This window comes from Microcella sp. (genome assembly GCF_046293215.1).
Taxonomy (GTDB): Bacteria; Actinomycetota; Actinomycetes; order Actinomycetales; family Microbacteriaceae; genus Microcella.
This window is the reverse complement of the sequence record NZ_JBKBPI010000006.1, coordinates 64,114-85,058: the sequence shown is the minus strand read 5'-3', so window position 1 is coordinate 85,058 and position 20,945 is coordinate 64,114. Positions and strand designations below refer to the sequence as shown.

The 20,945-nt window shown below is 67.8% G+C and carries 23 protein-coding genes; 15 read left to right on the top strand and 8 right to left on the bottom strand.

What is annotated here, in order from left to right:
- The first annotated feature begins 64 nt into the window (after positions 1-64).
- The 7 genes from ACK4SC_RS07100 (at position 65) to ACK4SC_RS07070 (ending at position 7,214) form a co-directional block, all read left to right on the top strand.
- Positions 65-484, top strand: a complete 420-nt coding sequence (locus ACK4SC_RS07100; protein WP_409616544.1) for a hypothetical protein — start codon at positions 65-67, stop codon at positions 482-484.
- A gap of 3 nt (positions 485-487) precedes the next feature.
- A complete protein-coding gene (locus ACK4SC_RS07095) occupies positions 488-1,585 on the top strand; it encodes a hypothetical protein (protein WP_409616541.1) in 1,098 nt (365 codons plus the stop codon).
- Between the two features lie 38 nt (positions 1,586-1,623).
- Positions 1,624-2,775, top strand: coding sequence for a M24 family metallopeptidase (locus ACK4SC_RS07090; RefSeq protein ID WP_409616539.1), 1,152 nt, complete (start codon positions 1,624-1,626; stop codon positions 2,773-2,775).
- 3 nt (positions 2,776-2,778) lie between these two features.
- Positions 2,779-4,164 carry an NAD(P)/FAD-dependent oxidoreductase gene (locus ACK4SC_RS07085; protein WP_409616536.1) on the top strand — a complete coding sequence of 462 codons (1,386 nt, stop codon included), beginning with the start codon at positions 2,779-2,781 and terminating at the stop codon, positions 4,162-4,164.
- A gap of 52 nt (positions 4,165-4,216) precedes the next feature.
- Complete coding sequence (locus ACK4SC_RS07080) at positions 4,217-4,579, top strand: cupin domain-containing protein (RefSeq protein ID WP_409616533.1); 363 nt, start codon at positions 4,217-4,219, stop codon at positions 4,577-4,579.
- A gap of 176 nt (positions 4,580-4,755) precedes the next feature.
- Positions 4,756-6,192, top strand: a complete 1,437-nt coding sequence (locus ACK4SC_RS07075; protein WP_409616531.1) for a hemolysin family protein — start codon at positions 4,756-4,758, stop codon at positions 6,190-6,192.
- Entirely contained in the window at positions 6,189-7,214 is a 1,026-nt protein-coding gene (locus ACK4SC_RS07070; protein WP_409616528.1) for a CNNM domain-containing protein, read from the top strand. Before ACK4SC_RS07075 ends, ACK4SC_RS07070 begins: the two co-directional genes overlap by 4 nt.
- A 17-nt stretch (positions 7,215-7,231) precedes the next feature.
- Here ACK4SC_RS07070 and ACK4SC_RS07065 read toward each other — a convergent pair whose 3' ends face one another.
- A complete protein-coding gene (locus tag ACK4SC_RS07065; RefSeq protein WP_409616525.1) occupies positions 7,232-7,501 on the bottom strand; it encodes a Rho termination factor N-terminal domain-containing protein in 270 nt (89 codons plus the stop codon).
- Between the two features lie 175 nt (positions 7,502-7,676).
- Here ACK4SC_RS07065 and ACK4SC_RS07060 point away from each other — a divergent pair, with 175 nt between their 5' ends.
- The 4 genes from ACK4SC_RS07060 (at position 7,677) to ACK4SC_RS07045 (ending at position 11,250) form a co-directional block, all read left to right on the top strand.
- A complete protein-coding gene (locus tag ACK4SC_RS07060; protein ID WP_409616523.1) occupies positions 7,677-8,843 on the top strand; it encodes a type III polyketide synthase in 1,167 nt (388 codons plus the stop codon).
- Positions 8,844-8,850: 7 nt separating this feature from the next.
- Positions 8,851-9,579: a methyltransferase domain-containing protein gene (locus ACK4SC_RS07055; RefSeq protein WP_409616520.1), complete on the top strand. Its 729-nt coding sequence runs from the start codon at positions 8,851-8,853 to the stop codon at positions 9,577-9,579.
- On the top strand, positions 9,572-10,702 hold the full coding sequence (locus ACK4SC_RS07050; protein WP_409616518.1) for an FAD-dependent oxidoreductase: 1,131 nt from the start codon (positions 9,572-9,574) through the stop codon (positions 10,700-10,702). The genes ACK4SC_RS07055 and ACK4SC_RS07050 overlap by 8 nt, the downstream gene beginning before the upstream one ends.
- A 179-nt stretch (positions 10,703-10,881) precedes the next feature.
- Positions 10,882-11,250 (top strand): ATP-dependent DNA ligase, encoded by a 369-nt coding sequence (locus tag ACK4SC_RS07045; protein WP_409616516.1) that lies wholly within the window; start codon positions 10,882-10,884, stop codon positions 11,248-11,250.
- Here the strand turns inward: ACK4SC_RS07045 and ACK4SC_RS07040 are convergent.
- The 4 genes from ACK4SC_RS07040 to ACK4SC_RS07025 form a co-directional block, all read right to left on the bottom strand.
- Positions 11,207-11,527 carry a hypothetical protein gene (locus ACK4SC_RS07040; protein WP_409616513.1) on the bottom strand — a complete coding sequence of 107 codons (321 nt, stop codon included), beginning with the start codon at positions 11,525-11,527 and terminating at the stop codon, positions 11,207-11,209. The genes ACK4SC_RS07045 and ACK4SC_RS07040 overlap by 44 nt on opposite strands.
- 10 nt (positions 11,528-11,537) lie before the next feature.
- A complete protein-coding gene (locus tag ACK4SC_RS07035) occupies positions 11,538-13,040 on the bottom strand; it encodes an FAD-dependent oxidoreductase (RefSeq protein ID WP_409616510.1) in 1,503 nt (500 codons plus the stop codon).
- A complete protein-coding gene (locus ACK4SC_RS07030) occupies positions 13,037-14,227 on the bottom strand; it encodes an alcohol dehydrogenase catalytic domain-containing protein (protein ID WP_409616508.1) in 1,191 nt (396 codons plus the stop codon). Before ACK4SC_RS07030 ends, ACK4SC_RS07035 begins: the two co-directional genes overlap by 4 nt.
- 124 nt (positions 14,228-14,351) lie before the next feature.
- Entirely contained in the window at positions 14,352-14,657 is a 306-nt protein-coding gene (locus ACK4SC_RS07025; RefSeq protein WP_409616505.1) for an ATP-dependent DNA ligase, read from the bottom strand.
- A gap of 162 nt (positions 14,658-14,819) precedes the next feature.
- Here ACK4SC_RS07025 and argG point away from each other — a divergent pair, with 162 nt between their 5' ends.
- Both argG and ACK4SC_RS07015 read left to right on the top strand, forming a co-directional pair.
- Positions 14,820-16,247 carry an argininosuccinate synthase gene (gene argG, locus ACK4SC_RS07020; protein WP_409616502.1) on the top strand — a complete coding sequence of 476 codons (1,428 nt, stop codon included), beginning with the start codon at positions 14,820-14,822 and terminating at the stop codon, positions 16,245-16,247.
- Between the two features lie 31 nt (positions 16,248-16,278).
- Entirely contained in the window at positions 16,279-16,761 is a 483-nt protein-coding gene (locus ACK4SC_RS07015) for a GAF domain-containing protein (RefSeq protein WP_409616500.1), read from the top strand.
- On the opposite strand, the gene ACK4SC_RS07010 is transcribed toward ACK4SC_RS07015, so the two are convergent.
- The 3 genes from ACK4SC_RS07010 to ACK4SC_RS07000 all read right to left on the bottom strand — a co-directional run bounded on the left by ACK4SC_RS07010 (position 16,758) and on the right by ACK4SC_RS07000 (position 19,151).
- A complete protein-coding gene (locus ACK4SC_RS07010; protein WP_409616497.1) occupies positions 16,758-16,973 on the bottom strand; it encodes a hypothetical protein in 216 nt (71 codons plus the stop codon). The genes ACK4SC_RS07015 and ACK4SC_RS07010 overlap by 4 nt on opposite strands.
- Positions 16,970-17,197: a hypothetical protein gene (locus tag ACK4SC_RS07005; protein ID WP_409616494.1), complete on the bottom strand. Its 228-nt coding sequence runs from the start codon at positions 17,195-17,197 to the stop codon at positions 16,970-16,972. The genes ACK4SC_RS07010 and ACK4SC_RS07005 overlap by 4 nt, the downstream gene beginning before the upstream one ends.
- A 121-nt stretch (positions 17,198-17,318) precedes the next feature.
- A complete protein-coding gene (locus tag ACK4SC_RS07000) occupies positions 17,319-19,151 on the bottom strand; it encodes a DEAD/DEAH box helicase (RefSeq protein ID WP_409616492.1) in 1,833 nt (610 codons plus the stop codon).
- Positions 19,152-19,216: 65 nt separating this feature from the next.
- Here ACK4SC_RS07000 and ACK4SC_RS06995 point away from each other — a divergent pair, with 65 nt between their 5' ends.
- On the top strand, positions 19,217-19,687 hold the full coding sequence (locus tag ACK4SC_RS06995; protein WP_409616490.1) for a CinA family protein: 471 nt from the start codon (positions 19,217-19,219) through the stop codon (positions 19,685-19,687).
- Between the two features lie 39 nt (positions 19,688-19,726).
- Positions 19,727-20,944 carry a 23S rRNA (adenine(2503)-C(2))-methyltransferase RlmN gene (rlmN, locus tag ACK4SC_RS06990; RefSeq protein ID WP_409616487.1) on the top strand — a complete coding sequence of 406 codons (1,218 nt, stop codon included), beginning with the start codon at positions 19,727-19,729 and terminating at the stop codon, positions 20,942-20,944.
- The last annotated feature ends 1 nt before the right edge of the window (position 20,945 follow it).

Below are 20,945 nucleotides of genomic sequence, written 5' to 3'. Positions count from 1 at the left end.
CCCACAACGCCGGCCGTGGCACCGTCGCCACGTACCGGGCGGCACCCCACGACAAGGAGCACTAATGACTGATCGCGTCACCCCCCGGCCCACGCACGTTCGCCTCGCCGACGTCAGCCCGATTCCCGCAGATGAGGCGCCCACGAAGGTGCGCATCAGCAGGCTATTCACGCGTGCGCGGCATGGAACAGAACTCACTCAGGGTGTGTGCTGGATGGATCCTGGCGAGCAGACCAACCACTGGTCGAGCGGCGCGACTAACGATGCCGCTGAGGGCGACCACTGGTATGGCCCAGTCGATGAGACGTACTTCATAGTGCGTGGCCGGCTACGTCTCAGCTGGAGTAACGACACGGAATCGGGTGCGTTCGACCTTAGTGCTGACGACAGTGTGTACCTCGCGCCGGGCTGGAATTACCACCTCGAGAACGTCGGCGACGAACCGGCATTCTTCGTCTACAACATGACGCCGGCGCAGGAGTAGGCAATGCTCACCGTCCACTACGACGAGCGTGTGCTCGATCACGACACGGGTACCGCGCTCCACGAGGCAGCACCCAGCCCGTGGATTACGGCCGCGCTGCCGCACACCGAAGGTCCGCAACGTATCAGCGCCATGATCGACGTGCTTCGCGCAGCCCCCCTCGCCAGCCAGCTGAGCTTTGCAGGCGGACGGGAGGCAACGATCGCTGAACTTGAAACGGTGCACGACGCTGCGTATATCGAATCTGTCCGGGTTGCCGCCGAGGCAGGAGGGGAGTGGTTCACCGCGACCACACTGCTGTCAGAGCGTTCGTGGCAGCCCCTGCTGGTCGCCGCGGGGACGGCGCTGGAGGCCGCAGACACCGTATTGTCGGGCAGGAGCTCGACGGCGTACGCACTTGTGCGGCCGCCCGGCCACCACGCGCAACGGGCGATGGCCGACGGGTACTGCTTCTTCAACCACGCCGGTCTTGTGGCGCAGCGCGCGCTTGACAGCGGCGCCAAACGCGTGATGATCGTCGATTGGGACGTTCACCACGGAAACGGAACACAAGACCTCTTCTACGACCGTTCCGATGTATTGACGATCAGCGCGCACATGAATCATGGCGCGTGGGGCCCGTCGCATCCACAGACGGGGTATCGCGCCGAGATGGGTGAGGGCGCGGGCGCCGGCTACAACATCAACGTACCTCTGCCCCTCGGCGCCGGAGACGAGGCGTATCTTCGCGTCATCGACGAGGTCGTCGTGCCCGCCGCTGAACGGTACCGACCCGATTTTCTCGTGCTTGCCAGCGGCCAGGATGCGAGCGCTTTTGATCCGAACGGACGGCACAACGTCACGATGGCGGGCTTTCGAAAGATCGGGCAGCAAATGCGCGTTCTCGCAGATGCCCACACCGACGGCCGCTTCGTGGGCGTCCAAGAGGGCGGCTACAACCCCGCTTACGCCGCGTACTGCCTACTGGCCACGCTCGAAGGCGTTCTCGGTGCTCCAGCTACACCGGACCCGCTTGCCTACGTACCTGACCAAACCACCGGACTCGACGAGGTCATCGCCGATGCCTCGGCACAGGCTCTCGCTGTGAGCCTTCCTGCGTGACGCGTTCGCGTCGCCCCGAACGAGAAAGCTGACCGACCATGCATTTGCCCTTTCCCCTGACGACGTACCGAGCGCGACTCGCCGACGTGCAACGCCGCATGCGCGATCAACAGCTTGACGCGATGTTGATTTCGATTCCAGATGCCATCTACTGGTTGACCGGCGTCGATTCCGTGGGTTACCTCTGGCCGCAGGTCCTCATCATCCCCGCTCGCGACGGCGAGCAGCCCATTTACGTGACGCGTACGACGGAGGAGCCCGGAGTCGACGCGTGCTCGTGGTTGGAAGAGCGCTACTTCTACGACATCTCGGAAGAAGACCCCGTCGACGCAATCATCGGCACAATGCGTCGATACGGTGTCGACACGGGCCGCATCGGAATCGAGGACGATGCGTTCACGATGCTGCCGTCGACCGCCCGCCGTATTCGCGAGGCGTTCCCCGCTGTCGAGTTCACGGACTGCAGTTACATCGTGCCAGCGGCACGCCTCATCAAGACGGATGCTGAACTCGCGTACCAGCGACAGGCAGCGGAGATCGCTGATTACGCCATGGAGAGGGTGTTCGATGCGATTCGCCCCGGCGTAAGCGAAGTGCAGTTGGCGGGCATCGCGGCTGCGGCACTCGGGGAGGCCGGCGGAGAGCACGCGGCCATCCCGCCGATGGTCGTTTCGGGGGAGCGCAGCGCGCTTGTGCACTGCATGGCGTCACGTCGAACCCTGAGTCGCGGCGATGTGGTCTGCATCGAACTCGCGGGCGTCGTCAATCGCTACCACGCGGTCTTCATGCGCACCGCGGTGATCGGAGAACCGTCCCGACGGGTCGCCGATGTCTCGAACACGCTCGTCGCCGCGCACCGCGCGGCCATCGAGGCGGCAGCTCCGGGTAATCCCGTGCATCTTCCTGAGGACGCGGCCACGGCAATTCTTACGCCCGCCGACCTCACGAAGAACCGGTGTCACCGCATCGGCTACTCACTGGGCGTCGCGTATCCGCCGGGATGGCTCGAGCCGATGACCATGGTGAAGGGTGATCCACATGTCTTTGCGCCGGGTATGTCATTCACCGTCGAGCCAAATCTGCATCTACCCGAAGAGGGTTTTGGCATCAAGCTCGGCGAGACTGTGGAGTGCACACCCGACGGCGCTCGCACCATGAGCCGCCTCCCTCACGAATTGCGAGTTGTATAGCCAATGACACCGTCCGCACCCGCCAAGAACGGCGACATCTCGTTCTGGATGGCTGATCTCGGTCATGTGCCCGTGAGCGAGCCGCTCGCAACCGACACCGAGGCCGACGTCGTTATCGTCGGCGCCGGCTACACCGGCCTGTGGACCGCCTATTACCTCGCCGAGCGCGACCCCTCACTGTCGATCGTTGTGCTCGAGCAGCACCGCGTGGGATACGGGGCGTCTGGCCGCAACGGTGGGTGGTTGACGAACACGATCACCGGCGGGCACGACGCTTATGCGGCGAAGCATGGCATTGAGTCGGTGCGCGCGTTCCAACACGAGTTGAATGCGACCGTCGACGAGGTGCTCGCTGTCTGCGTGCGTGAGGGCATCGACGCTGAGGCGACGAAGGGCGGCAGTCTGCTCGTCGCGCGGAACGAGGCCCAACGCCGTCGCATCGCGAAATATGTCGACCACGCCGAGAAGTGGCCCGAGGAGGGCGTCGTCGAGCTGAGTGCCGCCGAGAGCCGCGCCCGCGTCAACGTCGCTGAGACGCGGGGCGGGCTGTGGCAGCCCCATTGCGCGCGCATCCACCCTGCGAAGCTCGCGCTAGGACTTGCCGATGCCGTGCGCCGCCGCGGCGTCCGCATCTACGAGAACACGCGCGTAACCGACATCGTTGAGGGGGAGGCCCGCACCGAGCAGGGCACCGTGCGCGCGCGCCACGTGCTGCGCGCTACCGAAGGATTCACGACCCGGCTACCCGGCAAGAAGCGCGACTGGCTGCCGCTCAACTCGTCGATGATCATCACCGAGCCGCTTACCGATGACATGTGGGCCGAGATCGGCTGGCAGGGCTTCGAAACCCTCGAAGACCTCTCACACGTATACGCCTACGCGCAACGCACCCCCGACGGCCGCATCGCCATCGGTGGCCGCGGCACGCCCTACCATTGGGCGAGCCGCTTTGACGCGGACGGGTTGACGGATGAGTCGACCTGGTCGAGCCTGTCTGCACTCGTGCGCGAGTGGTTCCCCGTTATCGGCGACGTCGGCGTCGCCCACACTTGGAGCGGTGTCCTCGGCGTGCCCCGCAATTGGCGCGCCACGGTGCAGTACGACACGGCAACGGGCCTAGGAGCGGCGGGTGGCTACGTAGGCACCGGCGTTACGGCAACCAATCTGGCCGGCCGCACCCTCGCCGACCTCGTCACCGGCTCGGACACGGCGATCACGCGACTGCCATGGGTCGGCCAGCGCACGCGCAAGTGGGAACCCGAACCGTTGCGGTGGGTCGCCACGCAGGTCATTTACGGCGCGTACCGCTACGCCGACCGAGCAGAGTTCCACGGCCTCAACCGCACCTCGGGCATCGCGCGGATCGCCGACTTCATCAGCGGGCGCTAGTCGTGTAAGGCAGAGACCGGACAACGTGGACTGACAGACGGGAGACAAGGCAGTGTCAATCACCATCATCATGAAAAACGCCCCCGCGGCCACGCTCAGTGTCTTCGAGCCCAAACCGACATCGCTCGCTGGCGATGTTCGCGAAGCGAGCGCCGACCTCTGGACTGGTGACAGTTCAGGTGCGCTGGAAACCGGCATTTGGGAGGCGACGCCCGGAGAGTTCGCGGCGCGACGCGACGGTTTCCATGAGATTTGTTACGTCATTTCAGGCCGCGCCACGCTGCGATCGGAACACGGCGACGAGGTCGATGTGGAACCCGGGGACCTATTCGTCACGCCCGCAGGATGGGTGGGCACCTGGGTCGTCCACGAAGCGATCCGGAAGGTCTTCGTGATAGCCGTCACGGCGGCCTGAGGCGAATTCTCAGCGATCCCCGTATTCTGAGAAGGGTCACCACCCACTTTTTCCTGCTGGAGGAATCGAACACTCGTGGATCGCACCACGCACTCAGGGTCGTCGCAAGACGACCCTGGACATAGTTGCTGTTCATCTCTGACCCGCACTGATCGACGCCCGACGGGGGTGACCCCGTGACCGAGGCCGTCATTCTTCTCATCGTCGGCGTTGTCGCCATCCTGCTGATCATCGCCGCGAACGGCTACTTCGTCGCGCAAGAATTCGCGTACATGTCGGTCGATCGCGTCAAGCTCGGCGCGCGCGCCGAGGCCGGCGACCGGGCCGCGCAGCGCGCCCTCGCCGTCACGAAGCGCACCTCATTCATGCTGTCCGGTGCTCAGCTCGGCATCACCGTGACCGGCCTACTCGTCGGTTACGTGGCCGAACCGCTCATCGGCGAGTCGCTGGGCGTTCTGCTCGGCGGGGCGGGCGTCTCGAGTGGTCTCGCCATCGCCGTCGGCACGGTTGGCGTGCTCGTTGTCGCCACCGTCGTGCAGATGATCTTCGGCGAGCTGTTCCCGAAGAACCTGGCGATTGCGAATCCCGAGCCACTCGCCCGCTTGATGGCCCGCTCGACCACGATCTACCTCGCCGCGTTCGGCTGGCTGATCACGATCTTCGACAAGTCGGCCAACGCCTTTCTGCGGTTGCTGCGCATCGAGCCGGTGCACGACCTCGACACGAGCGCGTCTGCCGCCGACCTCGAGCACATCATCGACGACTCGCGCGAGAGCGGTGACCTGCCCGAGGGACTGTCAATCATCCTCGACCGCATTCTCGACTTCCCCAACCAAGACGTCGAGCACGCCATGATTCCTCGCGCGCACGTCGACATCGTTCGCCCGACGGCGACGATCGATGAGGTGCGCGCGCTCATGGCGACGGGCCACACACGCTACCCCGTCGTCAACGACGATGAAGAGCCGATCGGTGTCGTGCAGCTGGCCGACCTGCTGCGCAGTCCGCTTCCAGGCGACCGGTCCGTCACCGAACTCATGCGCGAGGCGCTCGTCGTGCCGACACTGATGCGGCTTCCCGACGCGCTTGCGCAGCTGACCGGCACCCGGAATGAGCTCGCCTGCGTCATCGACGAATACGGCGGATTCACGGGCGTGCTCACGCTCGAAGACCTCGCCGAAGAGGTGGTTGGAGAGATTACTGACGAACACGACGCCGAGCTCGATGAGGTCGTTGACCGTGTCGCCGACGACGAGTGGAACATGGACGGCGACGTTCACGTCGACGAGGTGGAACGCGCCATCGGTCACGACCTGCCCGCCGGCGACTACGAGACGATCGCGGGAATGGTGATCGCGGCCCGTGGCGACCTCCCCGGCGTCGGAGAGGTGATCACGGTCGAGCTGCCCATCGAGGGCGGCGACTTCGTCGACGATGATCCGGTTCGCCGCTACCTCGAGATCGAGGTGCTCGAGATCGACCGGCACGTGCCGAGTGAGCTGCGCGTACGGCTCATCGAGCGTGCCGCGACGGGCCCCGTCGACATCGTGGCCGCCGACGAGGCGAGCGACGACGACGCGGAGCGCGCATCCATCGAGGGGGATGCACGATGAGCGCCCTGACGATCCTTCTGATCACGATCGGCCTGATCGTGCTGTCGGCGTTCTTCGTCGTTATCGAGTTCGCGCTGCTCGGCGCCCGACGCCACCGGCTCGAGGAAGAGGCAGCGACCAGCCGGTCGGCGCGAGCCGCGCTGAAGAGCGTCAACGAGCTCACCATGATGCTCGCCGTCGCGCAGCTCGGCATCACCGCCTGCACCTTCGCCCTCGGTGCAATCACGAAGCCGGGCGTCGAAGCGCTACTGGAACCGCTCTTCACCGGGTGGATGCCTGAGTGGGTCTCCACCACCGTTGCGTTCGTGCTTGCGCTCCTCGTGGTGACCTTCCTGCACCTCGTCGTCGGCGAGATGGCGCCGAAATCGTGGGCGATCGCCCACCCCGAGTTGTCGGCGAAGGTCATCGGCCTGCCGTCGCGTGCATTCGTCACCGTGTTGCGCCCGCTGCTGCGGGTCATTAACGCGATTGCGAACCGCCTGGTTGCCGCGACTGGCGTCGAGCCAGTGGACCGCGCGGCGGTCGGCGGGCAGGACGCGGCCACCATTCGCCACCTCGTTGAGCACTCGGCGCAGGCGGGCGTGCTCGAGCCGGAGGTGCGCAGCCAGATCTCGGGCGTGCTTGACCTGCAGACGATGGTTGTCGAGACGCTCATCAGATCAGGGGCGCGGGCGTCGACCGCGGCCGCTGATGCGAGCGTTGCGGACGTGCAGGCGACCGCGCGCCGCACCGGTCACCTGCGCATCCTCATCGATGACGGAGACGACGACGGTGTGCCGGGCGTCGTGCACGTGCGGGACACGCTTCTCGCAGAACCCGCCGAGCCCGCGTCGATGTTCGCGCGGCCTGCCTACCGTATCGAGGCGGGCACGCTCGTGCATGAGGCGCTGACGATGATGCAGGCCGATAGCGTTCAGCTGGCGATCGTCATGCGCGGCACCGAGATGGTTGGCGTGGTCACGCTCGCCGACGTTCTGCGGCACGTGCTGCCGCCGGTCGTGGCAACGGCGGGAGCGCGCTGAGCTGGGCGCCGCGCGGTCTAGTGTGATCGCAGCTTCTCGATGAGCTCGTCTTTGCGCAGCTCGCTGTAGCCGGTGATGCCGAGCTCTTTGGCGCGGTCGCGGAGCTCGTCGACCGTCCAGTCGTCGTACGAGCCGCTCGAGCCGCCGCGCGCGCCCACCGCGTCGCGCCCGTCGCGCGCCGCAGCGTTCGCGATGCGCGCCGCCTTCTCCTTGGACGCGCCGTCGTTGCGGAGGCTCTCGTAGAGCTCCTCGTCTTTCACGCTGGGGTTCGAATCCTTGTTGGGCACGATGGTCCCTCCTCGCTCGTCTGCTGCTTCAGGGTGCCGCGCGACCGCGACGGGCGGCACACACGTGCACCACGCCCACAGCACACTCACCGGGTGGAGCCAGAAAACCGCGAGACGACTGGGCGAGGGCTGGCAAAGCGGTCGCGAAGGGCCGCCCGTCTGACAGCATTTCGACATGAGCCACCACCACCCCCGCGCGGTTCTGCGCGCCATCAGCGCGGTGCTGCCCGAGACCGTCATCGAGCAGCAGCGGGTGCGCGACATCTTTGCTCGCCAGGAGGGGCTCAGCAGGCTCGGGCAGCGGCTGGTCGCCACCGCCTTCGATTCGTCGGGAATCGACACGCGGCACACGGTCATCACCGACTTCGCCGATGACAGCGCGACCGGGCGCGACGGAGCGCCGACCTACATCGACGACGCGACGGGGGCGTTGCAGGCGCCCGGTACGAAGGCCCGCAACGACCACTACATCGCCGCCGCCGGCCCGATTTTCGTCGAGGCCGCCCGCCGCGCGATACATGCCGCCGACGGAATCGACACCGCCGACGTCACGCACGTGATCACCGTCTCCTGCACGGGGTTCTTCGCCCCCGGGCCCGAGTACCTCATCGCGCGTGACCTCGGTCTCGACCCGGCCGTGCAGCGCTACCACCTCGGGTTCATGGGCTGCTACGCCGCTCTGCCGGCCCTGCGCATGGCCGCCCAGTTCTGCGACTCCGACCCCAACGCCGTGGTGCTCGTCGTCAGCGTCGAGTTGTGCACGCTGCACCTTCATGCGAGCGACGACCCCGACGTGATCGTCGCCAACTCTCTGTTTGGAGACGCGGGGGTCGCTGGCATCGTCACGCGCCGGCCCCTCGGCGCGGGCGAGCGTGGGCTGCAGCTCGACCGGTCCGAGACCGCCGTGACCCCCGTCGGCGAGGCCGACATGGCCTGGACGATCGGCGACGAAGGCTTCGACATGGTGCTGTCCACCGCGGTGCCGCAGATCATCGGCGAGCACATTTCCGCAGCCCTCGGTCCGCTTGTTGCCGGCGACGAGCGACTCTCCCGCGCACTCGACGGCGATGCCCTCGGCGGGTCGGTCGCCCGCTGGGCCGTGCATCCCGGCGGGCGCAGCATCGTCGACAAGGTGGAGGAGGCGTTGCGGCTCGAACCGCACCAGGTCGCGCCCTCCCGCGACGTGCTGCGCACGATCGGCAATGTCTCGAGCGCGACCGTTCTTGTCGTGATGCAGCGCAATCTTGAGGCGTATGCCGAACCCGGCGATCGCCTCATCGCGCTCGCCTTCGGCCCGGGACTCACCGTCGAGTCGACACTCATGACCGTCGTGAGCGGATAATTCTGCCGTGATCGACCTGCGTCACCGGGCACCGGATGCTCGTGAATTGATGGACGACCCTCAGTGCGATCCCGAGGCGCTCGCCCTCACCTACCGCCACTTCGCCACGCTGAACGCGGCGGTCAGTGACAGCGCCGGCATTTTCGCCCGCGACATTGCGCCACGTGCCGCCGGGCGCTCGTCGGAAAACCCGGTGCGGGTGCTCGATGTGGGAACCGGGGGAGCGGACCTCCCGCGCGCTCTGCTCGCCCGTGCAGCCCGGGTCGGCGTGCCCGTCGAGGTCGTCGCCATCGACCCAGACTCGCGCGCGATCTCCTGGGCGCGCACCCAGCCGCAGCCCGCGGGTCTCGAGCTGCGTGAGGCGACGACGGGCGATCTGGTCGCCGAGGGCGAGCGCTTCGACGTCGTGCTGTCGAACCACGTCGTGCACCACCTTGAGGCGCGTGAGCTGGGTGCGCTGCTCGCCGACTCCGAGGCGCTGCTCGCCCCGGGAGGGGTCGCCGTGCATCACGACCTCGCGCGAAGCCGCCTGGGCTATGTCGGCTACGACCTCGGAATGCGCGTGATGCACCCGATCTTGTTCCGCGGATCCTTCCTGCACGTCGACGGGCTCATCAGCATCCGCCGCGCGCACACTCCGCGCGAGCTCGCCGCCGGTCTTCCGCCCGGCTGGTCGGTTCGTCACTACCGGGTGCCGTGGCGCCTCGTGATTCGCTACGAGCGGGTCAATGCCTGAGCCGTCGTGTGACGTTGTCATCGTGGGCGGCGGCGGCAACGGCCTCCTGCTGGCATGTCTGCTCGCCGATCGAGGCCTCACGGTGCAGGTCTGGGAGCGTCGCGAGGCCATTGCCGATCGCCCGCGGGCGTTCGGCATCCATCCCGCGGCTCTCGAGGCGCTCGACGCTGTCGGGGTCGGCGACGCCGTGCGCGCCGAGGCGCTTGCGCTGACCGACGGCGCCTTCATCGGGGTCGACGGTCGGAGGGCGGGTGTCGCGTTCGACACCCCAGCGTTCGCCGGCCCGGTCGTGCTGGGCCAAGACCGTGTCGAGTACCTGCTCGAGCAGCGACTCCACGCCCTTGCTCCCGGAGCACTTCAGCGCGGCGTGACGGTGACCGCCGTCACCGACGAGGGCAACTCCGTGCGCGTGAGTGCGCGCGTGGGCGAGGGCACCCGCGAGTGTTCCGCCGCGATCGCCGTGCTCGTCGATGGAACGAACGGGCAGCTCAGTGAACAGATCGCCGGCCCGGCTGGGCGGGTCGGTCCGAAGCGCTGGTACGCCATGGCGGAGGCGGACGCGACCAGCGACGATCAGGCTGGCTCGGTCGCGCTCATCGCCTCGTCGCACGGCGTCGTCGAGTCGTTTCCGCTGCCCGGCGACCGTCGCCGCTGGGTGGCCTGGCGCGAGAGCGGCGACCCGCTCGACGCCGACAGCTTCCGGATGCTCGTGCACGATCGCATCGGACGGTCGGTCGGCAGCATCCGCGGTTCCGTCTCCGTCTTTGCCGCGCAGAGTCGCCGGCGTCGTCGACTTGTTCACGGTCGAGTGGTGATTGCGGGGGACGCGGCGATGACGGTCAGTCCCATCGGGGGCCAAGGGTTGACGATCGGGTGGGGGGCGGCGCGAACGCTCGCCGATGAGCTTGCCGGTGCGAACATCCATGAGCGTGTTGTTCTGCGTCACTATCCGCGCGCGGTCAGCCGCATGGCGCGCCGAGCGCAACGCCGCGCGTCATTCTTTATGCGCCTCGGTGACCCCACGTCGCGCCGCGACTGGTTGCGACGGGGTGCTGTGCTGGTGCTCGCGACTCGCGCAATGCGTCGGGTCGTGTACCGACTCGTCGTCGTGTGCCGTCTCTAGGCTCGCGCGTGCGAACGCTTCGCGACATGCCCGGGATGACCGTGTCGCGGGAGGGGGTTGACGGCGGGTGGGTCGGCATGACATCGCGCGCGATCATCCCTAATGGCGATGTCGACGCGCGAAATGTTTCGTTCGTGATGCCCTGGGTGTCTACCCCCGTTCGGGGGTAGTGTCGCGCCATGGGGAAATTCATCTACGGAGTGCCGCCCACCGCGGTCGACATCGATGACCGGGTGCTCGCCCACCTGCGCATGGTCATGACCACCAAGCTCCGCCGGTCGGAACCCTTCATGTTCGAATTCGACCTTCCACCCGCGGAGGGCAGCGGGCGGCGCAGCTTTTGGGTGCACCCGGCCGTCCCCATCCAGTTTCACTTCTTTGGCAGCCGCGAACCGCGCCTCAACCGGGCCTGGGTAGAGACGCTCTTCCGTGAGGCGAGCGGGCCCACGGGCCTCAGGATTGTTCCCGAACCGGAGGAGGCAGCGCCGGCCGCGGCCGCCGGTGCTACGCCGAGTCGTGGTCTTGCTGCACGTGCTCGGAGTCGATAACGATCCCACCCGACAGGTTTGCTGAGGTGGACAGGCTCTCGAGCCACGCGCGGTCGAGCTCCGGCTGATCGAGCGAGTCGAACACGAAGCGCAACGGAATAGTCGGATGCACCCAGATGGTCGATCGGCCCGGTCGTTCGCCGGGCGGGTGCGCCCAACTCACGGTGAAGCTTTCGCCACGCCGCAACTTCGCCGTGGCGAGCACCTTCAGGTGCGCCAAGGCTTGGTCGTCGAACGGAATTGCTACTTCACTGCCTGCGTAATACAAGGTCCCCATCTGGCGAACACTACTCGTTAACCGAATGGTCGGTGCGAGAAAGGTCACGGGTGGCTGGCCCCTCGATGACGCGGCCATCGGGGTCGAACCGTGACCCGTGCAAGGGGCAATCCCACGACTGCTCGGCGGTGTTCCAGCGCAACACTCCGCCCAGGTGTGTGCACACCGTGCGAAGAGCACAGCCTGCCGTATCGGACGGAGCAGCCACCGGCACCAGTCCGTCTCGCTCGACGTCGGGTGCCGTGTCTGCCGCCGGCGTTGGCCGGGCCCAGCCCGCGATCATTTCCTTCGCGACGGCGGCGTTGGCTCCCACGATGCTGGCGAGCGTGCGTGCGGAGCCGCGGTGGCGGTGGAAGGTTTCCGACCACGGGAGGGGTGCGGCCGTGAGCTCGCCGGCGATGACCCGCGCGGCCAGCATCGCTCCGGTCATGCCCCACTTCGCGAAGCCCGTCGCGGCGAAGACCCGTCCCGACGTGCGCGGAACGACGCCGGCGAAGGGCAGGTGGTGTTCGGGCTGGTAGTCCTGGGCCGCCCACCAGGTCGTCAGGGTGGCGCCCGGATACACGCCGGTCGTCCACTCGCTGATCGCGGCGAGCCGAGCCGCGGTGTCGTCATCACGACCGGTTGTGAAGCTGTCGCCACCGACCACAACGAGCGGTTCACCATCGGGCCCGCGCGCATCGCGCAGCGAACGCTCGACGGGATCAACCGACAGGCTCATGGGCATGGGGTGCGTGCTGCCCGGAACGCGGAACGCGCCCACGTATTGCCGGCTCGGAACGACGTGGGTGAAGAACAGCCCGCGATCGAGGATGGGTAGGCCGGTGGCAAGAACGACGTGGTCAGCGCGGATGCTGTGCCCATCCAGGTGCACGTGCACGCCGTCCGCGTCAATGTCGAGGTCGCGTACACGCGCGCGTTCCACGACCCGCGCACCAGCCCGCCGAGCCCGTTCGGTCAGCACGGCGAGTGCCCGAAGCGGGTGGATCTGATGCTGACCATCAAGGCGGAGTGCGCCGCGCACCTCGAACGGCAGCTCGACCCCGCGGGGCGAGCACCACTCGGCGCCAATGCCGGCCAACGCCAACGCATCGGCCTCCGCCGTCAGAGTCTCGATTCCCTCCTCGGTGGTGGCATACGTCAGAGCTGTGCGTTCTTCCACGATGTCGGGCGACGTCGCAAGCTCGTCGAGCAGCCATGCCCGGGCATCCTCCGTGGCGGCCGCGTAGTCCCGCAGGGCGCCGTCGCCGTTGTGCTGTCGGATGCTTCCGTACACCGAGCCCTGCAACGCGCTCACCTTCGCCGTGGTGTTGCCGGTGGTGCGCGCCCCCACGCGCTCCGCCTCGACGACCACGACCTCCATGCCGGCGCGTGCGAGCACGAGGGCCGTCGCGATCCCGGCGAGGCCCCCGCCCGCGACTACGACGTCGGCCCGGTCGGGCAGGGTCGCGTCTGTCTCGATGGGAGTGGCCGTGACGTGCCACAGCGATTCGGCGCGGTTTTCCGCGATCACGCGACTGCCTCCGAGGGCTGCGGGTAGAGCACGACCTTGATGCAGCCGTCTTCCTTTTTCTGGAACAGCTCGTAGAGCCGCGGCGCATCCTCGAGCGTGCCACGGTGGGTAATGAGGTCATCGAGTCCGAGCGGGTCGGCTGGATCCTCGACGATCGGCATCAGCTCGTCGATCCAGCGCTGCACGTTGCACTGACCCATCCGCAGCGTGAGCTGCTTGTCGAACATGGTCTTGAGCGGCAAGACATCGGCATCGCCCACGTACACACCGACGAGCGAGACGGTGCCGCCGCGACGCACGAGGTCAATCGCGGCGTGCACGGCTGCCAGCCGGTCGACGCCGGTCGCCTCGAGTACGGGCTTCGCGATGGCGGTGGGCAGCCGGGCCGTGACCACCTGCGCCGCCTTCACGAACGGGTTCCCGCTCGCCTCCGTACCCACAGCGTCGATGACGGCATCGGCGCCGCGCGAGCCGGTGGCCTCCCACACCGCATCGAGGCGATCACGGTCGAACACGTCGATGCCGTGGCGCTCAGCCATCGCTCGACGGTCAGCCACCGGGTCGATGGCCAGCACGCGAGCTCCGCGCAGGCGAGCGATACGAGCCGCCAACTGGCCGACGGGGCCGAGCCCCAGCACGATGACGGTCTGGCCCGGCTCGACGGCGGCATACTCCACGGCCTGCCACGCCGTGGGAATGATGTCGCTGAGGAAGAGATAACGCTCGTCGGGGAGAGAACCGTCAATGCGAATGGAGGTCGTATCGGCGAGCGGCACGCGTAAGAACTCTGCCTGACCTCCCGGCACGCTGCCGTACAGCGAGGTGTAGCCGAACAGCGACGCGCCCATGCCGTGGTCGCGGTTTTGCGTCGTTTCGCACTGCGTGTGCAGTCCGCGCAGGCACATGGCGCAGGCGCCGCACGCGATCGGGAACGGGATCACGACACGGTCACCCACCGACAGGCGAGTCACAGCGGAACCGACCTCCGTCACGATGCCCATCGGCTCGTGGCCGAGGATGTCTCCCGGTTCGATGAACGCGCCGAGCAGTTCGTAGAGGTGGAGGTCCGAGCCACAGACGGCGGTCGCCGTCACACGAATGACAACGTCGGTCGGTGCTTCAATGCGCGGTGCTGGCACCTCCGCAACCTCGAGGGTGCGGTGGCTTCGCCACGTTACGGCCTTCACCAGGTGGCCCCCGACCGCTGTCGATCACGGAGTCGGATGCACGCTGTGGGGGAAGTCATGCCCTGACTCTCGTCGCCTCACGCACCCAGGGGCAGGGGGTTGACAGCAGCGACGAGCACGAACCCTAGGGCTCCCGAATGAGGCTGAGCCCTCGCTCGGTCGACGCGGCCGCCACCATCGCCGCCACCCAGGCGGGATTGATGGGGCGTGCCGCGGTCGGCCGATCGATGCGGAACTGCATCCAGATCGCCGGATGCATCCAAAACTCGCGGTATCCGCTACCGGCCGGCAGTTCCCGACCGCGCAGCGTCAGGACGAACGATTCGTTGCGGCGAAACTTCGTGCCGATCGCGATCTCCAGGTGGGCGAGCGTGCGGTCGTCAATCTCGAAGCTGTTCGTGGACGAGCCGCCGTAGATGAACTGGCCCATCAGGAAGCCAGCAGGGCAGCGCTCGTGACCCCAAGGTCACCGGTGGGCAGGAGAGGGGTGGTCATGACCGATCACTGTGGCACCCCTGGAGGTCCGGTGGCCAGGGGTTGACGGGGCGGGGCGGGACGGGTACAACCCCACCACTGGATAGACTCGATCCCCGTGTCCAAGGTCTTGACGTCCCTCCCCGTCGGCGAACGCGTCGGCATCGCCTTCTCTGGAGGTCTCGACACCTCCGTCGCCGTCGCGTGGATGCGCGACAAGGGCGCCGTACCCTGTACCTACACGGGTGACCTCGGCCAGTACGACGAGCCGGACATCGCCGCGGTGCCGGGCCGAGCATCCGAATACGGCGCGGAAATCAGCCGCCTGGTCGATGCGAAGGCGGCGCTGGTCGAGGAAGGTCTCGTCGCGCTGCAGTGCGGGGCGTTCCACATCCGCTCGGGTGGCAAGGCCTACTTCAACACGACGCCGCTCGGCCGCGCCGTCACCGGCACCATGCTCGTGCAGGCCATGAAGGAAGATGGCGTCGAGATCTGGGGCGACGGTTCGACCTACAAGGGCAACGACATCGAGCGGTTCTACCGCTACGGCCTGCTCGCCAACCCCCGCCTGCGCATCTACAAGCCGTGGCTCGACGAGGCCTTCGTCACCGAGCTCGGCGGGCGAAAAGAGATGAGCGAGTGGCTCGTCGCCCACGGATTCCCGTACCGCGACTCGGCCGAAAAGGCCTACTCGACCGACGCGAACATCTGGGGCGCCACCCACGAGGCGAAGACGCTTGAGCACCTCGACGTCTCGCTCGAGACGGTCGAGCCGATCATGGGCGTGCGCTTCTGGGACGAAACGGTCGACATCGCGACCGAGGATGTGCGCATCGCCTTCGACGCCGGGCGCCCCGTCGCGATCAACGGCGTTGAGTACGGTGACGCGGTCGCCCTCGTGCGCGAGGCGAATGCGATCGGCGGCCGACACGGACTCGGCATGAGCGACCAGATCGAAAACCGCATCATCGAGGCCAAGAGCCGCGGCATCTACGAAGCCCCGGGCATGGCGCTGCTGCACATCGCCTACGAGCGTCTGCTCAACGGCATCCACAACGAGGACACCATCGCGAACTACCACGCCGAAGGTCGTCGCCTCGGACGCCTCATGTACGAGGGTCGCTGGCTCGACCCCCAGTCGCTCATGCTGCGCGAGTCGATTCAGCGCTGGGTCGGCTCGGCCGTCACCGGTGAGGTCACGCTGCGCCTGCGTCGCGGCGACGACTACACGATCCTCGACACGACCGGCCCGACCCTGTCGTACGCCGCCGAGAAGCTCTCGATGGAGCGCGTCGGTGACGCCGCCTTCGGCCCCACCGACCGCATCGGCCAGCTCACCATGCGCAACCTCGACATCGCCGACTCGCGTTCGCGCCTCGAGCAGTATGCCGCGCAACGCCTCATCGGCGGGCCGACGGCCGAGCTCGTCGGGCGCATGACCGCGGGCGAGGCGGAAGCGATCACCGCGGGCCTCGGCGACGAGCCCGACCTGGACGCGCTCGACGCGGTCGGCGAGGGTGCGGCCTTCGACTCCGGAACCGACTGAGGCTGCGACACCTGATGCCGGGCGAGCGACCGTGAGCGCGACCCCGGCCGAGCGCGGCGTCGTGCCCGTGTTCCGGGCGCCGATGCGGTCACGCTCGGCGAGCATCCCCGATGATGGGGCGGCCGTCGCGCGCGCGCTCGCCATCGGGGTCGTCGGAATCGGCGACCGTATCGACGGTGCCGACCCCGCGCAGCGGGAGCGCCTCGCACGACGCATCGACCGGTTCGCCGACGCGCCCGACGGCGCGTTCGTCATCACCGTGGATGCTCGCGGTGAGATCTATCTCGGACGCCTCGCCGGCCCGTACGCGCCCGACACCTCGGCCGAGGCCCACGCGGTCGACCTTGTGCACGTGCGCGCGTGCCGGTGGCGGGCACGGCCGCTCGACGACGACGAGCTACCGGCTGCCGTCGTGCAGACCCTGCAGCGCGGAGGTCGCAATTGGCAACGGGTGCGAGACTCGGCCGCCAGCGACCTGCTCAGCGCCGTCTGGGGCGCCGACGCGGGTCGCTAGTCGACCTGCTCCTGCTGGGTCTCGATGAAGTCGCGCTCGTCGTCGCTGATCCGGTCATCGGCGTCGCGGGTGTCGCCCGTGATCGACTCCAGTTCGGCACGCACCGACTCCGGCAACCGAGGATTCGGGTCATCGGCGAGCGCATCGTTGAGCGCGTGGCGCGCATCAATCGACAGCTCGGGCCACCACTCCTCGATAGCGGGGCCGCTCACGTGAGCTGCCCCTCGCACAGTTCGCGCTCGATCTCATAGGTATGCAGAGCGGCTTGAGCGTCACCGATGCTCGAATAGCGGCCGAGCATCGTGCCGTTTGCCGTGATCAGTCGGTAGCGAAGGATTCCATCGGTCTCGATCGTCGCGACGACGTCGGAGCCGTTGCGCCCGACGAGAGCGAGGTGGGGAACTCCCGGTACGACACTCCAGGTGATGGTGGTCATGTCACGCCTCCTTGTCACTGCGAGCGGGATCGCCGTGCAGTGAACCGAACCGTACACCCGGGGGCGAGGCGGTTGGAGGGGATTGACGGGCCGAAGACCGCGCGCTAGCGCATCCGACGCGCTAGCCGTCGCGCCGCTTCTGGCGAGGCTTGCGGGTGCCGCGGTCGTCGTCGCGCGGCCCGCCGCCGCGGGTGTCGCGGTCGCGGAACCCACCGCGGTCCTTCTTGCGCGGGCCACGGTCACTCTTCAGCTCGATCAGGCGCCCGCTGATGCGGGTGTCGGCGAGCTTTTTCAGCGTCGCGGTCGACATCTCGGCGGGCAGCTCGACGATCGAGAAGTCGAGCTTGATGTCGATCGCGCCGAAGTCGTCGCGCGAGAGCCCACCCTCGTTGGCAAGCGCTCCGACGATCTGGCGGGGCTCGACGCGGTGACGGCGGCCGACCTCGATGCGGTACGGCGCCAGCGGCGGACCGTTACGGCGTTCGCGACGCGGCGGGCGCTCGGAGTCGCCGCGCGCATCCCGGCCGCCGTCTCGACCGCCTGCGTCGCGCGTCTCCCGAGCGTCGCGGGGCATCTTCGGCGGGCGAATGTCGTCCTCCGTCAGCAACAGGGGAGTGCCGCCCTGGGCGACGACCGCGAGCGCGGCGGCCACGTCGGCCTCGGGAACGTCGTGGTGCTCGACGTAGTGGTCGATGATGCCGCGGAACGTCTCGATCAGGTCGGACTTGCCGAGCGCCTCGGTGATGGCGTCGTCGAAGCGGGTGAGTCGCGTGGCGTTCACGTCGTCGATCGTCGGCAGGTGCATCTGCGTGAGCGGCTGGCGAGTGGCGCGCTCGATCGCGTCGAGCAGGCGCCGCTCACGCGGGGTGACGAAGCTGATCGCGTCACCGGTGCGGCCGGCGCGGCCCGTGCGGCCAATGCGGTGCACGTAGCTCTCGGTGTCGACCGGGATGTCGAAGTTCACGACGTGACTGATGCGCTCGACGTCGAGCCCGCGCGCGGCGACGTCGGTGGCGACCAGAATGTCAAGCGTCGCGTTCTTCAGCTGTTCGACCGTGCGCTCGCGCTGCGCCTGCGGCACGTCGCCGTTGATGGCCTGCGCCGAGTAGCCGCGAGCGCGCAGCTTCTCGGCGAGCGTCTCGGTCTCGTTCTTCGTGCGAACGAACACGATCATGCCGTCGAAGTTCTCGACCTCGAGGATGCGCGTGAGCGCGTCAACCTTCTGCTGGTACGACACGACGAGGTAGCGCTGCGTGATCGTCGCCGACGTGGTCGTCTTCGTCTTGACGGAAATCTCTTCCGGGTCGTTCAGGTGCTGCTGGGCGATCCGGCGGATGGAGGCGGGCATTGTCGCCGAAAACAGGGCGACCTGCTTGTCGCTGGGCGTGTCGGCGAGGATCGTCTCGACGTCTTCGGCGAAGCCCATCTTGAGCATCTCGTCGGCCTCATCGAGCACGAGGTACTTCAGTTCGGTCAGGTCGAGGGTGCCCTTGTCGAGGTGGTCCATGATGCGGCCGGGCGTGCCGACGATGACGTGCACGCCGCGACGCAGCGCCGACAACTGAACGCCGTATCCCTGCCCGCCGTACACGGGCAGCACGCTGACACCCGGCAGGTGCGCCGCGTAGCGTTCGAAGGCCTCACAGACCTGCAGGGCCAGTTCGCGGGTCGGGGCAAGCACGAGCGCCTGCGGTGTGCGCTGCGACACATCGAGGCGCGACAGGATCGGCAGGGCGAAGGCGGCCGTCTTTCCGGTACCGGTCTGTGCGAGCCCGACGACGTCGCGACCGGCCAACAGGGTGGGGATCGTCGCGGCCTGGATGGCCGAGGGGGTCTCGTAGCCCACGTCGGTCAGGGCGCTCATGACGGCGTCGCTCAGCCCGAGTTGCGAGAACTTGGGCAGGGTGGTGGCGTTATCGGCCTCGGTCGTATCGGGCGTCTCAGGAGGCGTCATGGGGTTAACGCTACGCGCTGTCAAGGGGTAGTGCCGCACCGAGTGCTGCATCTAGCGTCGGGCCAATGACGAATGCCGACATTGATCGCCTCGCCAGCAGAGTCTCCGACCTGGCACACGACCGGGGATGGCGCCTCGGCTGCGCGGAATCGCTGACGAGCGGCGCGATCGCGAGCGCGCTCGGCCGTGCCGACGACTCGAGCACCTGGTTTCGCGGGGGCATCGTCGCCTACAGTCCCTACGCCAAGGTCGCGCTGCTCGGGGTGACGCCGGGCCCGGTGGTCACCGAATCGTGCGCCCGCGAGATGGCCATCGGCTCTCGCCGGCTGCTGGGCGCCGACGCAACGGTCGCCGTCACGGGCGTGGGAGGGCCCGAAGATTCGGAGGGCAACCCGCCGGGCACCGTCATGATCGCGGTCGATTCGGTCCGCGGAACCGACGTGAGCACGTGGCGATTCACCGGCGAGCCGTCGGAGATCGTCGCCGAGACGACCCGCGAGGCCCTCCTGGCGCTCATCCGGGTGCTCGCCGCCTAGCGGCCCGCGTCCCGTGCGGCGCCGCGTACCCTGGAGCACATGGCTTCTTCCAGCGGCATCCGCAACAACGGCGCGGCGCGACCCCAGGTGCGCCCGCAAACGGAGGGCTGGCAGCAGAAGCTCGACTCCGACGGGCGACCGCTTCTGCAATTCGCGTCTCCGAAGCGCGGCAAGCCCCCGGTGCACTGGGCCGACCTCGATGCGGATGCGCGCATCCAGGCCATCGTCGATCGTGGCCTTCCCGCGTTCCGCGCCAAGCAGTTGTCAACGCACTACTTCACCCATTACACGACCGACCCGGCGGCGATGACCGACCTTCCGGCGGCGGGCCGCGACGAGCTCGTCGGCGAGCTCATGCCGTCGCTGCTCACCGAGGTGCGGCGCCTGTCGACCGATAACGGCGACACCATCAAGTTCCTCTGGAAGCTGCATGACGGCGCGCTCGTCGAGAGTGTGCTCATGCGCTACCCCGGGCGCATCACGCTGTGCGTGTCGAGTCAGGCTGGCTGCGGAATGAATTGCCCGTTCTGCGCCACGGGCCAGGCGGGGCTGACGCGCAACATGTCGGCGGCCGAGATCGTCGACCAGGTGGTCGCGGCGAACCGCGCGCTCGCGCGCGGCGAGCTGGGCGGCCGCAAGAAGGGCGACGAGACCCCCGACCGGGTGAGCAACATCGTGTTCATGGGCATGGGCGAGCCGCTGGCGAACTATGCCCGCCTGATGACGGCGGTGCGCACAATGGTCGCCCCCCAGCCGAACGGTCTCGGCATGAGTGCCCGCAACATCACCGTGTCGACGGTGGGCCTCGTGCCGGCGATTCGCAAGCTCGCTGACGAGAAGATTCCGGTGACCTTTGCGCTCAGCCTCCACGCACCCGACGACCAGCTTCGTGACGAGCTGATCCCGGTCAACTCGCGATGGAAGGTCGATGAGGCGCTCGATGCCGCGCGCGAATACTTCGACAAGACGGGGCGCCGCGTCTCGATCGAGTACGCGCTGATCAAAGACATGAATGACCACGCCTGGCGGGCCGACCTTCTGGCCGAAAAGCTCCTGAAGCGCGGGCGCGGCTGGGTGCACGTGAACCCCATCCCGCTGAACCCCACGCCGGGCTCGATCTGGACCGCGTCAGAGCGGAGCGTGCAGAACGAGTTCGTGCGACGCCTGAACGACGCCGGGATCCCGACCACGCTGCGCGACACCCGCGGGAAAGAGATCGACGGCGCCTGCGGCCAGCTCGCCGCCGCCGACGCGTAGC